Origin of the sequence: Pseudonocardia xinjiangensis (assembly GCF_050948425.1) — a bacterium.
Classification (GTDB): Bacteria; Actinomycetota; Actinomycetes; order Mycobacteriales; family Pseudonocardiaceae; genus Pseudonocardia; species Pseudonocardia xinjiangensis.
Window position 1 is genome coordinate 2,383,228 of record NZ_CP192009.1, and the last position, 18,655, is coordinate 2,401,882.

General features: G+C 73.0%; 22 protein-coding genes. 9 read left to right on the forward strand and 13 right to left on the reverse strand.

What is annotated here, in order from left to right; translation table 11 throughout:
* Positions 1-45: 45 nt before the first annotated feature.
* From ACQPZA_RS11280 to ACQPZA_RS11305, 6 genes are all read right to left on the reverse strand, one after another.
* Positions 46-420, reverse strand: coding sequence for an Asp23/Gls24 family envelope stress response protein (locus ACQPZA_RS11280; RefSeq protein ID WP_169397133.1), 375 nt, complete (start codon positions 418-420; stop codon positions 46-48).
* Entirely contained in the window at positions 417-596 is a 180-nt protein-coding gene (locus ACQPZA_RS11285) for a hypothetical protein (protein ID WP_169397134.1), read from the reverse strand. The genes ACQPZA_RS11280 and ACQPZA_RS11285 overlap by 4 nt, the downstream gene beginning before the upstream one ends.
* Before the next feature lie 22 nt (positions 597-618).
* Complete coding sequence (locus ACQPZA_RS11290; protein ID WP_433280298.1) at positions 619-888, reverse strand: hypothetical protein; 270 nt, start codon at positions 886-888, stop codon at positions 619-621.
* Positions 885-1,211, reverse strand: coding sequence for a hypothetical protein (locus tag ACQPZA_RS11295; protein ID WP_433280300.1), 327 nt, complete (start codon positions 1,209-1,211; stop codon positions 885-887). Before ACQPZA_RS11295 ends, ACQPZA_RS11290 begins: the two co-directional genes overlap by 4 nt.
* Positions 1,212-1,255: 44 nt before the next feature.
* On the reverse strand, positions 1,256-1,738 hold the full coding sequence (locus ACQPZA_RS11300; RefSeq protein ID WP_433280302.1) for an Asp23/Gls24 family envelope stress response protein: 483 nt from the start codon (positions 1,736-1,738) through the stop codon (positions 1,256-1,258).
* 75 nt (positions 1,739-1,813) lie between these two features.
* Positions 1,814-2,554, reverse strand: coding sequence for a pyrimidine reductase family protein (locus ACQPZA_RS11305; protein WP_433280304.1), 741 nt, complete (start codon positions 2,552-2,554; stop codon positions 1,814-1,816).
* A 311-nt stretch (positions 2,555-2,865) separates the two neighbouring features.
* On the opposite strand from ACQPZA_RS11305, the gene ACQPZA_RS11310 reads away from it, so the two are divergent.
* The 5 genes from ACQPZA_RS11310 to ACQPZA_RS11330 all read left to right on the forward strand — a co-directional run bounded on the left by ACQPZA_RS11310 (position 2,866) and on the right by ACQPZA_RS11330 (position 7,423).
* Positions 2,866-3,915: a FecCD family ABC transporter permease gene (locus ACQPZA_RS11310; protein WP_169397139.1), complete on the forward strand. Its 1,050-nt coding sequence runs from the start codon at positions 2,866-2,868 to the stop codon at positions 3,913-3,915.
* On the forward strand, positions 3,915-5,012 hold the full coding sequence (locus ACQPZA_RS11315) for a FecCD family ABC transporter permease (RefSeq protein ID WP_433280306.1): 1,098 nt from the start codon (positions 3,915-3,917) through the stop codon (positions 5,010-5,012). Before ACQPZA_RS11310 ends, ACQPZA_RS11315 begins: the two co-directional genes overlap by 1 nt.
* Entirely contained in the window at positions 5,009-5,851 is an 843-nt protein-coding gene (locus tag ACQPZA_RS11320; RefSeq protein ID WP_433280308.1) for an ABC transporter ATP-binding protein, read from the forward strand. Before ACQPZA_RS11315 ends, ACQPZA_RS11320 begins: the two co-directional genes overlap by 4 nt.
* A gap of 66 nt (positions 5,852-5,917) precedes the next feature.
* Positions 5,918-6,559 (forward strand): Uma2 family endonuclease, encoded by a 642-nt coding sequence (locus ACQPZA_RS11325; protein WP_433280310.1) that lies wholly within the window; start codon positions 5,918-5,920, stop codon positions 6,557-6,559.
* A gap of 18 nt (positions 6,560-6,577) precedes the next feature.
* Positions 6,578-7,423 carry a PPK2 family polyphosphate kinase gene (locus tag ACQPZA_RS11330; protein WP_433280312.1) on the forward strand — a complete coding sequence of 282 codons (846 nt, stop codon included), beginning with the start codon at positions 6,578-6,580 and terminating at the stop codon, positions 7,421-7,423.
* Positions 7,424-7,470: 47 nt separating this feature from the next.
* Here the strand turns inward: ACQPZA_RS11330 and ACQPZA_RS11335 are convergent, their stop codons facing one another.
* Genes ACQPZA_RS11335 through ACQPZA_RS11350 form a run of 4 tightly spaced genes read right to left on the reverse strand, consistent with a single transcriptional unit; the run spans position 7,471 to position 11,037 of the window.
* Positions 7,471-8,466, reverse strand: a complete 996-nt coding sequence (locus ACQPZA_RS11335; protein ID WP_433280314.1) for an anion permease — start codon at positions 8,464-8,466, stop codon at positions 7,471-7,473.
* Positions 8,466-9,101, reverse strand: a complete 636-nt coding sequence (locus tag ACQPZA_RS11340) for a DUF47 domain-containing protein (RefSeq protein WP_169397145.1) — start codon at positions 9,099-9,101, stop codon at positions 8,466-8,468. The genes ACQPZA_RS11335 and ACQPZA_RS11340 overlap by 1 nt, the downstream gene beginning before the upstream one ends.
* A 37-nt stretch (positions 9,102-9,138) precedes the next feature.
* Positions 9,139-10,284, reverse strand: a complete 1,146-nt coding sequence (locus tag ACQPZA_RS11345; protein ID WP_433280316.1) for an acyl-CoA dehydrogenase family protein — start codon at positions 10,282-10,284, stop codon at positions 9,139-9,141.
* Positions 10,285-10,341: 57 nt separating this feature from the next.
* The gene (locus ACQPZA_RS11350; RefSeq protein WP_433280318.1) at positions 10,342-11,037 is read right to left on the reverse strand and encodes a dienelactone hydrolase family protein; all 696 of its coding nucleotides are present in this window, start codon (positions 11,035-11,037) and stop codon (positions 10,342-10,344) included.
* 158 nt (positions 11,038-11,195) lie between these two features.
* Between ACQPZA_RS11350 and ACQPZA_RS11355 the strand changes: the two genes are divergently transcribed.
* From ACQPZA_RS11355 to ACQPZA_RS11365, 3 genes are all read left to right on the forward strand, one after another.
* A complete protein-coding gene (locus tag ACQPZA_RS11355; RefSeq protein WP_433280320.1) occupies positions 11,196-12,593 on the forward strand; it encodes an FAD-binding oxidoreductase in 1,398 nt (465 codons plus the stop codon).
* Positions 12,593-13,822 (forward strand): class I SAM-dependent methyltransferase, encoded by a 1,230-nt coding sequence (locus ACQPZA_RS11360; RefSeq protein WP_433282765.1) that lies wholly within the window; start codon positions 12,593-12,595, stop codon positions 13,820-13,822. The genes ACQPZA_RS11355 and ACQPZA_RS11360 overlap by 1 nt, the downstream gene beginning before the upstream one ends.
* An 83-nt stretch (positions 13,823-13,905) precedes the next feature.
* Positions 13,906-15,297, forward strand: coding sequence for a WS/DGAT/MGAT family O-acyltransferase (locus tag ACQPZA_RS11365; RefSeq protein ID WP_433282767.1), 1,392 nt, complete (start codon positions 13,906-13,908; stop codon positions 15,295-15,297).
* 180 nt (positions 15,298-15,477) lie between these two features.
* Here the strand turns inward: ACQPZA_RS11365 and ACQPZA_RS11370 are convergent, their stop codons facing one another.
* Positions 15,478-16,137 (reverse strand): GNAT family N-acetyltransferase, encoded by a 660-nt coding sequence (locus ACQPZA_RS11370; protein WP_433280322.1) that lies wholly within the window; start codon positions 16,135-16,137, stop codon positions 15,478-15,480.
* A gap of 95 nt (positions 16,138-16,232) precedes the next feature.
* On the opposite strand from ACQPZA_RS11370, the gene ACQPZA_RS11375 reads away from it, so the two are divergent.
* Positions 16,233-17,159 carry a GNAT family N-acetyltransferase gene (locus ACQPZA_RS11375; RefSeq protein WP_433280324.1) on the forward strand — a complete coding sequence of 309 codons (927 nt, stop codon included), beginning with the start codon at positions 16,233-16,235 and terminating at the stop codon, positions 17,157-17,159.
* A 128-nt stretch (positions 17,160-17,287) separates the two neighbouring features.
* Here ACQPZA_RS11375 and ACQPZA_RS11380 read toward each other — a convergent pair whose 3' ends face one another.
* Together ACQPZA_RS11380 and ACQPZA_RS11385 are read right to left on the reverse strand one after the other, a co-directional pair.
* Entirely contained in the window at positions 17,288-18,115 is an 828-nt protein-coding gene (locus ACQPZA_RS11380; protein WP_433280326.1) for a fructosamine kinase family protein, read from the reverse strand.
* Positions 18,112-18,591, reverse strand: coding sequence for a low molecular weight protein-tyrosine-phosphatase (locus tag ACQPZA_RS11385; RefSeq protein ID WP_169396978.1), 480 nt, complete (start codon positions 18,589-18,591; stop codon positions 18,112-18,114). Before ACQPZA_RS11385 ends, ACQPZA_RS11380 begins: the two co-directional genes overlap by 4 nt.
* Positions 18,592-18,655: the final 64 nt, after the last annotated feature.

Sequence of the window (18,655 nt, forward strand, 5' to 3'; positions counted from 1 at the left end):
CCTCCGATGGCGACCTGGCGGGCTGACGTGGGGTCGGTGCCGGGCCTACCGGACCCGGGGCCCGGTGGCGTGCGGGCTGCGCAGACCGGCCACCGTCACCGTCAGGGACCGCACGCGGTGGCCGGCGATGTGGTCGAGCTCCTCGCCCACCCTGGCGCGGACGGCGTCCACCACCGTCCGCACGGCGGCGGGGTACTGCAGGTGCAGTTCGAGCCGCACGTCCACCGCGGTCCGGTCGCCGGACCCGGTCGTGACCTTCGCGCTGGCGCCGACCTCGCCCACGTCGATCCCCGCGAGGCGCCGTCCGTGCCGCAGCGTGCCCGGCACCTGGTCTGCGGCGTGCTCGATGATCTTCCGCAGCACGACCGGGTTGATCTCGAGCAGGCCCCGGTCCTCCGCCGCGGGCAGGGTGGTGCTCACCGGTCCCGGCCCCGGCCGAGCACCGCGTTGAGGTCGAGCCGGCCGTCGATCACGGAACCGATGACGAGGCCGAGCGCGCCCATGACCAGGACGATCAGGAAGATGCCGAAGCCACCGAAGGCGCCGGCGAGGCCGAGGATGAGACCCGCCAGTAGGCCGGTCTGGGTGCTGTTCATCTGGTTCTCCTCACGAGCGTGGCTACTCCACGCGGCGATGGCGTCGCCGGTGCCAGGTGCGGATCAGGGCGACCCCCACCCGGACCGGGAACGGCAGTGGCCCGACCACCTCGACGGGGGCGTCGTAGCGGGCGTCCGATGGATCATGGCCGGGTCCGTCGACGTCGTCGGCGCCAGGTCGCGCCGTGCCGAAGCGGGCCAGCCCCGCCACGAAGACCTCCGGGTCGCCACCCCGGTCCGGATGGTGTTCGCGGACGAACGCGCGGAACTCGGAGCGCTCCTGCTCGTTCACCGATCCGTCGGTCCCGGCTCGCCGGGAAGGGCCACGTCGCCCACAGTGATGTCGACCGCCGCGCCGCCACACATCCCGGACACCGCGGTGCGCAGATCCCGCACGACCTCCGGGATCGGCCGGTCGAGGAGGAGCACGACGCCCAGCTCGACCGGCTCGTCGCCCTCTCCGACGCGCACCCCGGTGAGCCGGCGTCCCGGCAGGTAGGTGGCGACGTCACCGAAGATCCCGCCGTGCAGCCGGGCGACCGAAGGGTGCGACGTCACGACCGCGGCGATCCGCTCGGCGAGCGACGGCGCCTCGGCGGCGGTCGGGACGGTCACGGGCGCTTCTCCCTGCAGAGCTGGTCCGGGCGGTCGGGACCGGGTCACTCCACCCGCGCGGCCTGCACCGTCGGGATCTCCTCGTCATTGTCGGCGTCGGGCAGGTGGATGTCGTTGACGGCGATGTTCACCTCGATCACCTCGAGCCCGGTCATCCGCTCGACGGCCGTGATCACGTTACGGCGTACGGCCCGGGCCAGCTCGACGATCGACGCGCCGTACTCGACGACGATGTCCAGATCGACGGCGGCCTGCTTCTCCCCGACCTCGACCTGCACACCGGCGATGTTGGCGCCCCCGGTGCCCCCGCCGGGGATCCGCTCCCGGATGGCGCCGAACGCCCGGGACACGCCGCCACCCATGGAGTACACGCCGGAGATCTCACGTGCGGCGATACCGGCGATCTTCTGGACGACCGAGGCGGCGATCGTGGTGCGGCCCTGCGAGGTGTCGTCGGCGAGCCGGGCCGGCGAGGACACGGTGGTGCTGGGCGTCTTGACGGTGGGTGTTGGTGTGGTCTCGCTCACGGTGGTTCCTCCGAGCTCGGCTGTGCGGAGTGTTCGCCCTTATGACGTGAGTACCCGGCCACGCCTCACGGGAAGTCACCCGATCGGGGTAGCCCGGTGGTACCGCAGCAGCAGGACGCCTGCCTCGTGCAGGACGCCGACGAGCTCCAGCCGGCGGGGATGGCCCCCCGCGGGGCCGCGGCTGATCCGCCCGGCGGTGCCGCCGGCCAGCAGCGGCGCGACGGTGAGGCAGAGCTCGTCGACCGCGTCGGCGGCGACCAGCTGGCCGAACAGCCCCGGTCCGCCCTCGCAGAGCACCCGGTGCAGGCCGCGGCGGCTCAGCTCGGCCAGCACGAGATCGGGGGTGAGCCGCTCCAGCACCACGACGTCCCCTCCGGCCGCGGCGAGCTGCTCGCGGCGCGCGGCCGGGGCCGAGCCGAGGGTGAGGATGATCGGTGGCACGGCGGTGTCGGTGAAGAGCCTGCTCGCCGGGTCGAGGTCCGCCGACCCCGTCACGACGGCGACGGGCGGCGGTGTGTCCGTGCCGAGGGTGGGCAGGCGCGCGCCGCGGTAGTCCTCGGCCCGCACCGTCCCGGCGCCGGCGAGCACGACGTCCGCGAGCCTGCGGAGCACCCCGAACACCCGCCGGTCGCCGTCCGAGCCCAGCCCGCCCGACCGGCCGTCCACCGTGACGGCGCCGTCGGCGCTCGCCACGAAGTTCACGCGCACGTAGGGCGCCGTGAGCCCCTCGGGGTAGGCGTAGTGCGCCACGAGCCCGGCGTCGTCGAGCCCGCTGTCGTCGAGCCCGGCGCCCGGGACCGGCAGAAGGGGATGCACGCGGCCATCCCAGCACGGCCCGCCCCCCGGAGCCGCCCGACCCACGCAACCACCCGGCGAACCACCCGCAAACCCCCGCGAGTCGCCCGGATCGCGCGCGCGAGTCGCCCGTTCCCGGCGCGCGAGTCGCCCGGATCGCGCGCCCGTCCCACGATGATCGTCGCGAGATTCCGCTGTTCGCCCTCCCCAGGGCCGACACCCGCATCTCAGAACGATCAGCGCACCGCTGCCCGTCCGGCCAAGGCGAGGCTCACCTATGGTGATGCCGCACCGAACCCCGGGTGCAGGGACCGGACCGCGGAGGACCATCCATGGCCGAGCACGGCGTGCTGACTCCTGTCGCGCCACCCCCGGTGCCCGGTTCCCTGCGACGGCGACGGCTGCTGGGTCTCGCGCTGCTGGTCGCCGTGCTCGTGGTGTGCTGCCTCGCCAGCATCGCGGTCGGGGCGAAGGCCATCCCGCTCGAGGGTGTCTGGCACGCGCTCGTCAACCCCACCGGCACCGAGGACGACATCGTCGTCCGGTCCCTGCGCATCCCGCGGACCGTGGTCGGCCTGCTGGCCGGCGCCGCTCTCGGGCTGGCCGGAGCCCTGATCCAGGGCCACACCCGCAACCCGCTCGCCGACCCCGGCCTGCTCGGCATCAACAACGGGGCCGCGCTGTTCGTCGTCACCGGCATCTACGCCTTCGGCGTCACGACCCTGGTCGGCTACGTGTGGTTCGCGTTCGCGGGGGCGCTCGTGGCCAGCGTCGCGGTGTTCGTGCTCGGTTCCGTCGGGCGCGGCGGCCCCACCCCGGTGACGCTGGCGCTCGCGGGGGCCGCGGTGTCGGCGCTGCTGGCCGCGCTCACCTCGTCGGTGATCCTGATCGACGTCCAGTCGCTCGACGCCTACCGGTTCTGGGCCGTCGGTTCGATCGCCGGGCGCGACACCGCGGTGGTGGGCCAGGTCCAGTGGTTCCTGCTCGCCGGGCTCCTGATCGGGCTGGTCGGCGCCCCGGCGCTCAACGCGCTGGCCCTCGGCGACGACGTGGCCCGCTCGCTCGGCCACTCGGTGCTGCGCACCCGGGTGTTCGGGATCGTGGCGATCACGCTGCTGGCCGGCTCCGCCACGGCGGCGTGCGGGCCCATCGCGTTCGTCGGGCTCGTGGTGCCGCACGTCGTGCGGGCCGTCACCGGGCCCGACTACCGCTGGCTGCTCCCGGCGTCGGCGCTCGCCGGAGCCACCCTGCTGCTCGCGGCGGACGTCATCGGACGGGTGGTGGTGCGGCCGGGGGAGCTGCAGGTCGGGATCGTGCTGGCGCTCGTGGGCGGCCCGTTCTTCGTCTGGCTGGTACGGCGCCGGAAGATGGTGGCCGTCTGATGGCCGTGCTGGACAAGTCCTCGCCGCCCCGCCCGGCCGCGGCGCGGGTGGCCGGCCGGCCGGCCGTGCGGATCGGGCCGTTCTCGGTCGTGTGGCGGCCGCGCACGGTGCTGGTGCTCGGGATCGGCCTCGCGGTGCTGGTGCTCGCCATGGCACTGAACATCGGCCGTGGCGACTTCCCGATCAGCGTCGGGGAGGTCCTTTCGGTGCTGGCCGGTGGCGGCGACGCCGGGCAGCGGTTCATCGTCATGGACCTGCGCCTGCCCCGGTCGCTCACCGGCCTGCTCGTCGGCGCGGCGCTGGCGGTGGCGGGGGCGATCACCCAGTCGATCGCCCGCAACCCGCTCGCCAGCCCGGACATGATCGGCTTCACGGCGGGGGCGAGCGCGGCTGCGGTCGCCGTGATCGTGCTCGGTGGGGGCGCGGTGGAGTTCCTCGGTGCCGCGGGCCTGCCGGTGGCCGCCCTCGTCGGCGGGCTGCTCAGTGCCTTCGCGATCTACGGGCTGGCCTGGCGGCGCGGGGTGCACGGCTTCCGGCTGGTGCTGGTGGGGATCGGGGTCAACGTGACGCTGACCGCCGTCGTGCACTGGCTGCTCGTCGTTGCGGGGATCACCGAGGCTGCCCGCGCGTACGTGTGGCTCAACGGCAGCCTGAACGGCCGCGGCTGGGACCACGTGGTCCCGGTCGCGATCGCGCTGGCCGTACTGGTGCCGGCCGCATTGTTGCTGGCGCACGTCCTCGGCGGGCTGCAGTTCGGCGACGACACGGCGCGCGGGCTCGGCATCCCGGTCGACCGCTCCCGCACGGCGCTGCTAGTCGTGGCCGTCGGGCTCGCGTCGGTGGCCACGGCCTCGGCGGGCCCCATCGCGTTCGTGGCACTCGTGGCGCCGCAGATCTCCCAGCGCCTGGTCGGGGCGGCGCGGCCGCCGATCGCGGTGTCACTCGTCGTCGGGGCCGCCCTCACCGTGGTCGCCGACCTGATCGCCCGCACCGCCTTCGGCGCCACCGAACTGCCGGTCGGCATCGTCACCGCCGTCCTCGGAGCGCCCTACCTGCTGTTCCTGATCGCCCGTTACGGCCGGGAGGCCCGAGGATGACCCAGCTGCATGACCCGTCGCCGCCCGCCGTGCAGGGGGAGGCCACCGTCCGGCTGCGGGCGGACCAGGTACGGCTGGGCTACGGCGACCGGACCGTCGTCGACGGGCTGGACCTCGACGTCGTCGCGGGCACGATCACCGCCGTCATCGGGCCGAACGGCTGTGGCAAGTCGACGCTGCTGCGCGCGCTCGGCCGCCTGCTCAAGCCGTCCGGAGGGCAGGTGCTGCTCGACGGCAAGCGGATCGACCGCACCCCCACCCGTGAGGTCGCGAAGGTCCTCGGGCTGTTGCCGCAGGCCCCGAGCGCGCCAGAGGGTCTCACCGTGGCCGATCTCGTCGCCCGGGGCAGGCATCCCCACCAGGCCTGGTACCGGCAGTGGTCGGCCGACGACGAGGACGCCGTCGCCCAGGCGCTGGAGTGGACCGGCATCGCCGACCTCGCCGAGCGCCCCGTCGACGAGCTCTCCGGTGGCCAGCGGCAGCGCGCCTGGATCTCCATGGCCCTCGCGCAGGGCACCGACCTGCTCCTGCTCGACGAGCCCACCACGTTCCTCGACCTCGCCCACCAGGTGGACGTGCTCGAACTCGTGCGGCGGCTGCACACCGAGGCAGGCCGCACCGTCGTGATGGTGCTGCACGATCTCAACCTCGCCGCGCGGTACGCGGATCGACTCGTCGCCATGCGGGACGGGCAGGTCGTGGCGTCCGGCGGCCCCGCTGAGGTGATCACCGAGGCGCTGCTCGAGGAGGTGTTCGGTCTCGCCGCACGGGTGATTTCGGACCCGGTGGCCGGTACGCCGCTGGTCGTCCCGATCGGTGGTCACGCACGGTCAACCTAGGTTCCCCCGATCGGACGTGCCACCATGTGCGCCCGAGCACCGGTGACCGACCGAGAGGTGGCGGCTGTGGACCATCCCGTGTTCGACCACGAAGGCCCGTGGACGGAGAGCGCGTTCCTCGCGCTGCCCCGTGACGGTCGAGTCGAGGTGGTGGACGGAACCCTGCTCATCGGGCCGGGCGCCTCCGAGCAGCGCACCCGGGTGGTGAGCCGCGTGCGTGCGGCGGTGCGGTCGGCGTTGCCGGAGGGGCTGCAGGTGCGGGGGCCGGTGCCGTTGCGCCTCGGCACCGACTGCGTGCTCGTGCCCGACCTGGTGGTCACCGCGGCGCCGGGGGACGGGGAGGACGTGCCCGAGGTCTCCGGCGACGTGCTCGACGCCGCGGCGGCGCTGATGGTGATCGAGGTCGTGGGTAGCGACCACGGCGTCACCGACCGCTCGTTCAAGCCACAGCTCTACGCCCGCAGCGGCATCCCGTACTCGCTGGTGATCGACCACGACGGCCCGTTCGCCGTCGCCGACATGATCATCAGCGGTCGCTACCACGAGTACGCGCGTGCCGGGGACGGGGAGCAGCTGCGCATCGAGGAGCCGTTCGTTCTCGAGCTCGACCTGGCGACCGTCACCCGTCGCGGCGCGGAGCAGTCCCGGGCGGATCCACCCGCCCGCGCGACGACCGACCCGGAGAGGTTGGCCGGCCGCGGCGCCTGATCCCACTACTCTCGCCGCATGGGGAAGTCGGTGCGGGAGACGTTCCGGGTGGCCGCCGAGCCCGACCTCGCGGTGGTGGACCCCCGCGACCGGCCGATCGGGCCGAAGGACAAGAGCGCCGCCGCGGAGGACATGACCGACCTCGGTGCCCGGCTCGACCGGCTGCAGGAGGCGCTGTACGCCGAGGCGACCGGTGCGGGGCACCGCTCGGTCCTCGTCGTCCTGCAGGGGATGGACACCTCGGGCAAGGGTGGTGTGATCAGGCATGTCGGCGGCCTGGTCAACCCGCAGGGCCTGCACATCGCGTCGTTCAAGAAGCCGACGCCCGAGGAGCTCGAGCACGACTTCCTGTGGCGGGTCCGCAAGCAGGTGCCCCACCCGGGACTGATCGGGCTGTTCGACCGCTCGCACTACGAGGACGTACTTGTCCCGCGCGTCGAGGGCTCGATCTCCGACGACGCCCTGCGGCATCGCTACGAGGAGATCAACGCCTTCGAGGCGGAGCTCGTCGGGCGGGGCGTCACCGTGCTGAAGTGCTTGCTGCACATCTCCCCCCAGGAGCAGGCCGAGCGGCTGCTCGCCCGGCTGGACGACCCGACCAAGCGCTGGAAGTACAACCCGGGCGACCTGGACTCCCGCGCGAGGTGGCGCGACTACCAGCGGGCCTACAGCGACGCACTGCGGTACTGCGACTCCGACGCCGCGCCCTGGTACGTCGTGCCGTCGGACCGCAAGTGGTACCGCAACTGGGCCGTCGCCTCCCTGCTCACCGAGACCCTCGCCGAGCTCGACCCGCAGTTCCCGCAGCCGAACATCGATGTCGACGCCGAGCGGGCCCGACTCGCGGCGAGCCTGCTGGTGTGACGCGCCCGGCCTCCGGGTCGTCGCGGCGGCGGGTGAGGGGTGTCCCGTTAGCTGGCCAGCGGGCGCAGCGCCCAGAACGCCAGTGCGGCGGCGAGGGCCGCCATCGGGATGGTGAGCACCCAGGCGACGGCGATGTTGCCGGCAACGCCCCACCGCACGGCCGAGAGCCGCTTCGTGGCGCCCACCCCGAGGATCGCCGAGGTGATCGTCTGCGTGGTGGAGATCGGCGCGGCGAAGACGAAGGCGGTCGTGTAGAGCACCGCCGACGCGGTGCTCTCGGCGGCGAAGCCACGCGGTGGGTCGAGGTCGATGATCCGCCTGCCCAGCGTCCGCATGATCCGCCAGCCGCCGGAGTACGTGCCCGCCGACAGGGCCCCGGCTGAGAGCAGGACGACCCACCAGGGGATCTCGAAACCCTCGTGGTAGCCGCCGACCACCAGGGCCAGGACGATCACGCCCATCGTCTTCTGGGCGTCCTGCAGGCCGTGGCCCAGCGCCATCGCCGCGGCCGACACCGTCTGCGCGTGCCGGAACCCGCGCGACAGCCGCTGCGGCCGCCCCCGGCGGAAGAGCCAGAGGATCGCCAGCATCACCAGCCCCGCCAGGAGGAACCCCACCACCGGCGACAGCACCATCGGGATGACGACCTTCTCGATCACCCCGCCCCACTGCACGCCACCCGACGACGCGAGCGCGGCTCCGACGAGCCCGCCGATCAGGGCGTGCGACGACGAGGACGGCAGGCCCAGCCGCCACGTGATCAGGTTCCACACGATCGCGCCGACCAGCGCGGCCAGCACCACCAGCAGCCCGGACGAGCCCTGTGGCTCCTCGATGATGCCGCTGCCGACCGTCGAGGCCACCTCGGTGCCGAGGAACGCCCCGACCAGGTTCATCACCGCCGCCAGCGCGAGTGCGGTGCGGGGCGCGAGCGCGCGGGTGGCGACGGAGGTCGCGATCGCGTTGGCGGCGTCGTGGAAGCCGTTCGTGTAGTCGAATACGAGTGCCACGAGGATCACCACGACGATCGCGGCGAGCTCCACTAGGACTCCTTGACCACGATGCTCTCGACGGTGTTGGCCACCGTCTCGAACGCGTCCGCGGCCTCCTCGAGGACCTCCACGACCTCCTTGATCTTCAGGATCGTGAGGACGTCGCCGGGAGGTGCGTCGTCGGGCGGGGCGAGCAGGTCGACGAGCAGGGCCCGGTACACGGAGTCGGCCTCGTCCTCGAGGGAGTTCACGTGCACCCAGTACTCGCGCAGCTCCGACATCGTCGTCAGCCGGGGCATCGCCTCCGCGGTGGCCGCGGCGGCGCGGCGCAGGATCTCGACCTGGGCGGTGATCCCGGCCGGGAGGGTGCCGAGCCGGTACAGCACGATCCGGTCGGCGGCCTCCTCCATCGTGTCGACCACGTCGTCGAGCGAGGACGTCAGCCGGTAGATGTCCTCCCGGTCGAAGGGGGTGACGAACGTGGAGTTCAGCTTGACCATGATCTCGTGGGTCAGGACGTCGCCCGCGTTCTCGGCGTCCTTCACCCGCCGGGCGGGCTCGGCACGATCGGCGGGGTCCGCGGCCACCAGCTCCGCGAGATCGTCGGCCGCGCGGACGATGTTCTCCGCGGCCCGGGTGAACAGCGGGTAGAAACCCCGTTCATGTGGCGTCAACCTGAAGGCCATCGGGCGGTTCTACTCTAGGTGCCCTGAAGCGCCCCGTTCAGCCCACCACGGCGCGTCCGATGATCTCCTTCATGATCTCGTTGGTGCCCCCGTAGATGGCCTGCACCCGGGAGTCGACGAACGCCTTGGCGATCGGGTACTCGAGCATGTACCCGTAGCCGCCGTGCAGCTGGACGCAGCGGTCCACCACCCGTTTCTGCAGGTCGCTCGTCCACCACTTGGCCTTCGCGGCGTCGGTGACCGAGAGCCTGCCCGCGACGTGCTCGGTGATGCACCTGTCGACGAAGACCTGGGCGATGGTCACCTCGGTGTCCATCTCCGCCAGCTCGAACCGGGTGTTCTGGAAGTCGGCGATCGGACGGCCGAACGCCGTGCGGTCCTTCGTGTAGGCGACCGTCAGCGCCAGTGCGCGCGCCGCCCCGGCGATGCTGCCCACGGCGATCGAGAGCCGTTCCTGCACGAGGTTCTGCATGAGGTAGCCGAACCCGCCACCCGGCTCGCCGAGGACGTTCGCGGCGGGCACCCGCACGTCGCTGAACGAGAGCTCGGCGGTGTCCTGGGCCTTCATGCCGACCTTCTCCAGCCGCCTGCCCCGCTCGAACCCGGGCATTCCCCGCTCGACGACGAGCAGGCTGAACCCCCGGCTGCCGGCGTCCGGGTCGGTCCGGGCGACGACGATCACCAGGTCGGAGAGGATGCCGTTGGTGATGAACGTCTTCGCGCCGTTCAGCACCCAGTCGCCGCTCTCCTCACGACGGGCATGGGTCTGGATGCCCTGCAGGTCCGACCCCGCACCGGGTTCGCTCATCGCGATCGCGGTGATGATCTCCCCGGAGCAGAACCCGGGGAGCCACCGCCGCTTCTGCTCGTCGTTCGCCAGGCGCAGCAGGTAGGGCGCGACGACGTCGTTCTGCAGCGGGAAGCCGATCCCGGTCGCGCCCGCGGTGGTGAGCTCCTCGAGGAGCACGGCGTTGTAGCGGAAGTCCGCCACGCCGCCGCCGCCGTACTCCTCGGGCACGTCCGTGCCGAGGAGCCCGGCGCGGCCCGCGGCCAGCCACACCTCCCGGCTCACCTGGCCGTCACGCTCCCACTGGTCGTGGAACGGCGTGATCTCCTTGGCGACGAACGTGCGTGCCAGGTCGCGGAAGGCGTCATGATCGGCATCGAAGATGTCCCGCTGCATGCGGCGAGTCTCACACGGTTCGCAACCGGTCACCCGGGACGGCCGGGCGCCCGCGGCTCAGCGCACGTTGGTGCGCAGGAACTCCAGCGTGCGGGCCCACGCGAGGTCGGCCTGCTCCTTGTCGTAGGTGCCCATGTGGTTCTCGTCGTTGAAGAACGCGTGGCCCGCCGGGTACTGGTGGAACTGCGGCTTCACCCCGGACTCCGCCTCGATCCGGGCGGCCAGCGCCTCCACCGAGTCGGGGTCGGCCATCGTGTCCTGCCGCCCGAAGTGGCCCAGCAGGGGAGCGGTGAGCTCGGAGAAGTCCGGGAAGTCCTCCTTCAGCACCCCGTAGAACGGCACGGCGGCGCCGATCTTGTCGCCCTGCTGAGCGGCCAGCACGAGCACGAAACCGCCGCCCATGCAGAAGCCGACCGCCCCGACCGTGGACGAGGTGACGGCGTCGTGGCCCAGCAGGAAGTCGACGGCCCCGGCGAGGTCGCGGGCCGCGTCCTGCACGGGCAGCTCACCCATCAGCCGGCCGGCTTCCTCCGAGTCGTGGGTGGTCGACCCGCCGTACAGGTCGGGGGCGAGCGCGACGAACCCCTCCGCGGCGAGGCGGTTGGTCACGTCGGCGATATGGCTCGTGAGGCCCCACCACTCCTGGATCACCACGACACCGGGGCCGCTGCCGGAAGGCGGGGTGGCGAGGTAGCCGTGGGCCGTTCCGTCGCCGGACGGGAACGTCACGTTCTGGATCGGGTTCTCGGTCACGGTCTACATCAGACCATGGCCACGGGCCGCCCGCCCGGGCCGCCGGCCACTGTGGATCGGGCGAATCCGACAACTCGCAAGCTCTGGGCGGACTCCTGTGACGAAAGCCCTATCCGAGTGGTTGGGCAGGATCGCGCGGCCGACTAGCGTTCCCGGTCATGAGCGAGGCCGGAGCACCCGTGTCCGTACCTCCGGTGTCACCGGCGGCCCACGCCGCCGCGGTGGCCGACCTCGTCGGCAAGTACCGGGCCGTGCCGCCGGGCGCCCGGGTGCGCCTGGGGAAGAAATCGTCCAACCTCTTCCGGTTCGGTGGTCGCCCGGACGACGTGACGCGGCTCGACACGGCCGCACTCACCGGCGTGATCGGGGTCGACACCGCCACCCGCACCGCCGAGGTGCAGGGCATGACCACCTACGAGGACCTCGTCGCCGCCACGCTCGCGCACGGGCTGATGCCGCTGGTCGTCCCGCAGCTGAAGACCATCACGCTCGGGGGAGCGGTCACGGGGCTCGGCATCGAGTCCACGTCGTTCCGCCACGGCCTGCCGCACGAGTCGGTGCTCGAGATGGACGTGCTCACCCCCGGCGGGGAGATCGTCACGGCCACGCCGGACGGGGAGCACGCCGATCTCTTCCACGGCTTCCCCAACTCCTACGGCACTCTCGGCTACGCGCTCCGGCTGAAGATCGAGCTGCAGCCGGTGGCCCCGTACGTGCGCCTCGAGCACCGGCGCGTGGCGTCGTCCGAGCTGGCCTCGACGATCACGCAGCTGTGCGACCTCGACGCCGTGGACGGCCCGGACTTCGTCGACGGCACCGTGTTCACCCCGGGCGAGCAGTACCTCACGGTCGGGACCTTCACCGACGACCCCGGCCCCGGGCCCAGCGACTACACCGGCCAGGAGATCTTCTACCGGTCCGTCCGGGAACGGACGGTCGACCACCTGACGGTGCACGACTACATCTGGCGCTGGGACACCGACTGGTTCTGGTGCTCGCGGGCGTTCGGTGTGCAGAACCCGGCCGTGCGCAGGCTGTGGCCGCGCCGCTACCGCCGGTCCGACGTGTACCGCAGGCTCGTCGCCCTCGACCGGCGCATCGGGCTCAGCAGCCGGATCCACCGCCTCACCCGCACTCCGCAGGAGGAGCCGGTGATCCAGGACGTCGAGATCCCCGTCGACCGGTTGGCGGAGTTCCTCGAGGCGTTCCACACCGACATCGGGATCACCCCCGTGTGGCTGTGCCCGCTGCGCCTGCGAGGGCAGCAGCGCTGGCCGCTGTATCCGATGGAGCCGAACGAGCTCTATGTCAACGTCGGGTTCTGGTCGGCCGTCCCCGAGGTACCCGGACGGCCGGACGCGCACAACCGCCGGGTGGAAGAGCTCGTCGCGGACCTCGGCGGACACAAGTCGCTGTACTCCACAGTGCACTACGACGAGGGTGAGTTCTGGAAGCACTACAACGGGCCCGCCTACCGTGCGCTCAAGGAGCGCTACGACCCGCACGGCCGGCTGCCCGACCTCTTCTTCAAGGTCACCGGAGCAGGGAGGGCATGATGCAGGTCGCTCAACTCATATCGGAGGTCCTCGGCGAGGACGTCCCGGTCCGCGTCGTGGCTTACGACGGCAGCAAGGCCGGACCGGACAGCTCCGACGTGGCCCTGCGCATCCTGTCGCCGCGGGCGCTGGCCCGGCTCGTCACGGCACCGGGAACGCTGGGCCTCGCGAGGGCGTACGTCACCGGCGAGATCGAGGTCGAGGGCGACGTCTACGAAGTGCTCGACGCGATGGCCGACCTCACACTGCACGACCTCTCGCGGGCCGAGCAGGCACGGCTGGCCCGGCGCCTGCTGCCGCTGTGGCTGCGGCACCGCCAGCCGCCGCCCGCCCTCGAGTACCGCCCGCCGGGCCGCCTGCACTCCAAGGCGCGCGACGAGAAGGCGATCTCGCACCACTACGACGTCTCCAACAAGTTCTACGAGTGGGTGCTCGGCCCGTCGATGGCCTACACCTGCGCGGTCTACCCCACGGTCACCTCCACGCTGGAGGAGGCGCAGGCCGCCAAGTTCGAGCTGGTGTCCCAGAAGCTCGGGCTGCAGCCCGGCATGCGGCTGCTGGACGTCGGCTGTGGCTGGGGCGGCATGGTCATGCACGCCGCCGCCGAGCACGGCGTCAAGGCGCTCGGGGTCACCCTCTCGGCCAACCAGGCCGAGTGGGCGCAGGCCGAGATCGCCCGCCGCGGCCTGGGCGACCTCGCCGAGGTGCGCCACCTCGACTACCGCGACGCGCCGGAGTCCGAGTTCGACGCGATCAGCTCGATCGGCCTCACCGAGCACATCGGCAAGGACCAGCTCCCGAACTACTTCCGGTCCCTCTACGAGCGGCTGCGCCCGGGCGGGCGGCTGCTCAACCACTGCATCACCCAGCCCCGCACGCCGCTGGCCCGCAAGCTCGACCCGTTCATCGCCCGCTACGTCTTCCCGGACGGCCAGCTGGAGCCGGTCGGGCACCTCATCTCCGTCATGAACGACGCGGGCTTCGAGGTCCGGCACGAGGAGAACCTGCGCGAGCACTACGCCATGACCCTCACCGGGTGGTGCAACAACCTCGAGGAGCACTGGGACGAGGCCGTCGCCGAGGTCGGCCTCGGCCGGGCCCGGGTGTGGCGGCTCTACATGGCCGCGTCGCGGCTCGGGTTCGAGCGCAACAACATCCAGCTGCACCAGGTGCTCGGGGTCAAGCTGCTCGATCAGGGACGGTCGGGCTTCCCCCTGCGCGGCTGGTAACCGCTCCACACCCGCACGCCGATACGGGTGCTCTTCGCACCCGTATCGGCACACGATCGTGCAGGTCGGAGACAATGGGCACCGTGCCGGACCGCCTCTCCCCGCTCGATGCGTCGTTCCTCTTCGCGGAACACCGCACGGCAGCGATGCACGTCGGTGCGGTGATGACCTTCGACCCACCGGAGCGGGGACCGTTCGACGCCGACGCGTTCACCGAGCTCATCGGCAGCAGGCTCGCGCTCGTCCCGCGGTACCGGCAGAAGGTCCGCGACGTTCCGGGCCGGCTCGGGCTGCCGGTGTGGGTGGACGACCCGGACTTCGACCTCCGCTTCCACGTCCGGCGCTCGGCGCTGCCCGGACCGGGCACCGACGACGTCCTGCGTGACCTCGTCGGCAGGCTGCTGGCCCGCCAGCTCGACCGGTCCCGCCCGCTCTGGGAGGTCTACCTGGTGGAGGGCCTGGCGGCCGGGCGCTTCGCCGTGGTCACCAAGACCCACCACGCCATGGTCGACGGGCTGGCGTCCATGGACATCGGGGCCGCGCTGCTCGACCTCACGCCGCAGCCGCGGGAGACCCCGCCCGACGACTGGCGCCCCGCGCCGGAACCCTCGGCACTGGAGCTCGCGGCCATGGCCGCCGCACACTCCCTGCGCCGCCCGCGCGCCGCACTCGACGTCGCCGGCCGGGCCGTCGCCGACGTCCGGGAGGCGGCCACGGTCGTCGGGCGCACCGTGGAGGCCGTTCTCGCGGCCGGACGCACCGCCGCGGCCACGCGCCCGGTCCAGCCGCTGAACCGGGCCACCGGGGAGCAACGGCGCTACGGCATGGAGCGCACGTCGCTGGCCGACCACCGCGACGTCCGGAAGAGCCAGGGCGGCACCGTCAACGACGTCGTGCTCGCCGTGGTCGCCGGTGGGCTGCGCCGCTGGCTGATCAGCCGGGGCGAGCCCCTCACCGAAGGCACCACCGTGCGCGCGATGGTGCCGGTGAGCGTCCGGGCGCGCACCCGCAGCGAGGGCTCGGGCAACAGCATCTCCGCCTACCTCGTGGACCTGCCGGTCGCCGAGCCGTGCCCGTTGCTGCGCCTCGCCGCCGTGCGCGACGCCATGGAGATCCACAAGCGGAGCGGTCAGGCGGTCGGTGCGGCGGCGCTGGTCGGGCTCGCCGGGCTCGCCCCACCGATCCTGCACAGCCTCGGCGCGCGGCTGGCCAGCCAGTTCTCCAGCCGCCTCTACAACGTGCTCGTCACCAACGTCCCCGGCCCCCCACGCCCCCTCTATGCGATGGGCGCCCGGATGCGCGACATGTACCCGGTGGTGCCCCTGGCCGGTGGCCAGGCCGTCGCCATCGGCGTCACCTCCTACGACGGCGGGATGCACTACGGCCTCACCGCCGACCGCGACGCCCTCCCCGACGTCGACGTGCTCGCCGGCGCCATGAGCGAGTCGCTGGCGGAACTGCTGGCGTACTCCTGACCCAGCCCCACCCCCACCCCCGCCCCACCCCCCGCGAGTCGCCCGAACCGGACCCGCGAGTCGCCCCGTTCTGCCGCGCGAGTCGCCCGTTTCCCGTGCGCGAGTCGCCCGAACCGGCCCCGCGAGTCGCCCCGTTCCGCCGCGCGAGTCGCCCGGTTTCCGTGCGCGAGTCGCCCCGCCTCATCCCGGTTCGATCCCGAGCACCGACCAGCCGAGGTCCGCGAACCCGGCAGCCGTGGCGACGCTCGCCGAGGCCAGGTTGCCGGGCGCGTGCAGGTAGGTGGGGACGGCGCCCTCGTCGAGGACGCGGCGCGCGGCCTGCGCCACCAGCCGGCGGGCCAGGCCGCGGCCCCGGGCGGCCTCGGCCGTCACCACCGCGAGCTCGTGCCCGTGCGAGTCGTGCCGTTTGATCCCGACGCCGGCGAGGTGGACACCACTGTGCGGGTCGACGGCGACCAGCACCTCGCCGGCGAACGGCCGCAGCCACAGGGGGACCGACGGCGCGTCGGCGGCGATCCACTCGCCGGCGTCGGGCAGCGCGGCGGGCGAGGTGGTCCAGCGGAACACACCGGTGAACCACCTGCCGGCGAGCCCGGCTGTCGCGGGGATCTGCGTCAGGTCCGCGCCGTCGTCCACGAGCGCCGCGACGGCGGCCACGGCGTGGGGCGGCACCGAGAGCACGCCGGCTTCGGGCGTCGACACCCCCACCACGGCATGCACCGTGCCGTCCCAGGCCGGCTCGCGGCGCCGTCGGGAGCCGACGACCGTGAGGCCGGGGCCGGTACCCGGCCACCGCCCGAGCCAGCTGGACAGGTGCGCGGTCAGGCGTGGGTCGGACACACCGGAGTAGACCATGCGCGACCAGACGGCCGGACAACGCCGAACGGGCTAACCCCGGCGATCCGTTCGGAGTAGCCAGAGGGCATCCTGCCGCCATGGAGATCGAGGTGCGGGCCCTCGGCGCGGACGATGTGGAGGGTGCCGACCGCATCCTGCGCACCGCGTTCGGAGCGTTCCTCAACATCGACATGAACGACGACACCGACGTGATCGGCACGCGCTTCCGTGCGTCGCACACCGTCGCGCTCGCCGCGGTCGTCGACGGGACCCTCGCCGGTTCCGCACTGGTGACGCTGTGGGGCAGCGTGGGCTATCTCGGTCCGGTGTCCGTGACGCCGTCGCTGTGGAACTCCGGCGTCGGCAGCCGGCTCGTGCAAGCGGCCACGGAAGTCCTCGAGGCGGGGGGCGCGACCCACCAGGGGCTGTTCACCTTCCCCGAGAGTCCCAGGCACCACTGGCTGTACCACAAGTTCGGGTTCTGGCCGCGGTTCCTCACGGTGATCATGTCGCGCCCGGTGGCCGGGGAGGCGCCCGAGCTGGGATGGCGGATGTCGGCCGCCCCGGCCGACCGGCGGGAGGCACTGCTGGACGCGTGTGCCGCGGTGACCGACCCGATCATGCCGGGCCTGGACGTCCGCGGCGAGATCATGGCCGTGCTCGACCAGGGTCTCGGCGAGGTCGTGCTCGTCGGCGAGCCGGACGCGCCGCGCGGGTTCGCCGTCTGCCACACGGGGCCGGGCACGGAGGCGGGCAGCGGGAGGGTCTACGTGAAGTTCGCGGCCGTGCGTCCCGGGCCGCACGTGGCGGACGTGTTCGCGGCCCTGCTCGCCGCCTGCCACGGCTTCGCCGCCGGGGTCGGTGCCCGCAAGCTCGTCCTCGGGGTGAGCACCGCCCGCCACGAGGTGTACCGACACCTTCTGGCCACCGGGTTCCGCGTCGACACCGCGGGCGTCACCATGCACCGGCCGAACGTGCCCGGCTACGCCCGCGAGGACGTCTACCTCCTGGACGACTGGCGCTGACCGGGCCGCCCCCACCTGCGAGTCACGCACAGATCCGGCGACTCGCGCACGGAGAACGGGCGACTCGCGGGCAGAAAACGGGCGACTCGCGGGGCGCAGGGCCGTCACCCCCGCCCCGCAGCAGTTCGTCAGTCCGCTCTCAGCGCGGCACGTGCCGTCACTGCGGTTCGGGCGGCGTAGCCCCGGCCGAACAGCACCGTGTGGACGAGCAGGGGGAAGAGCTGGTGCAGCGGGACGCGCTCGGCCCAGCCGTCGGCGAGGGGGGCCGTCCGGTCGTAGGCCCGCAGCACGGTGTCGAGGTGGGGGCAGCCGAACAGCGCCAGCATGGCGAGGTCGGTCTCGCGGTGCCCGCCGTGGGCGGCGGGGTCGATCAGCCACGCGCCTGCGGGGGACCAGAGCACGTTGCCCGACCACAGGTCGCCGTGCAGGCGGGCAGGCGGTTCGGCCGGCCCGGCCAGCGCGGGGAGCCGATCGCACACGAGTTCGACGACGGCGGCCTCGTCACGGGTGAGGTCCCCGGCGTCGGTCGCGGTGCGCAGGTAGGGGAGCAGCCGGTCGGCGGCGTACCACTCGGGCCAGCTCGGGGCCGGCTCGTTGCGCATCGGCGCGCGTCCGATCCAGGCCGCTGACGGTCCGTCCGGCGGCGCGGCGCCGAAGGCGGGAGCCCCGGCGGCGTGCAGCCGGGCCAGCCCGCTGCCCAGGGCCGCTGCGGCGGCGGGGTCGGGTGCGCCGGGCGGGACGAACTCCGTGACCAGCCGTTCCGGGTCGACGTCCAGCACCGCGGGCACGGGCGTCGCACCGGCCACCCGCAGCCAGCGCAGGCCGGCCGCCTCGGCGCGCAGGGCGCTCGCCTCCGCCTTCTTGACGACGACCGTGCGCCCGTCGGCGAGCTCCACCCGCTCGGCACCGCCGCCGAGCGGAGCGCCGGCCCGCACTGCGACGCCGAGGACGGTCATCGCCGGCTGCGGACCCAGTCGACGAGACCCGGCATCGCCGCCCGGATCATGGTGAGCACCTCGGTGAACCCCTCGACGCCGCCGTAGTAGGGGTCGGGTACCTCGGCATCGTCCGGGGCGTCGGGGTCGAAGGAGCGCAACAGCCGTACCCGGTCGGGCTCGGAGATCATCGCCCGCAACGCGCGGCGGTGGGACTGGTCGAGCGCGACGAGCAGGTCGGCCGACAGCTGCTCCGCGTCGATCTGCCGTGCGGTGTGCGTGTCCGGGTAGCCCTCGGCCCGCAGCAGCGCGGCGGCCCGGTCGTCGGCGGGGGAGCCGATGTGCCAGCCGCCGGTGCCCGCGCTGCTGACGCGCACGGCGTCGGCCAGGCCCGCGCGCTCCAGCTCGTGGACGAAGACCTTCTCGGCGATGGGAGAGCGACAGATGTTGCCGGTGCAGACGAAGACCACGGACAGGGGCGTGGGTGCGTCGCTCACCCCGCCAGTCTGCCGAGACGTCGGTCCCCGACGTCAACGGCCCCGGCTGCGCCCGAGGGTCCGG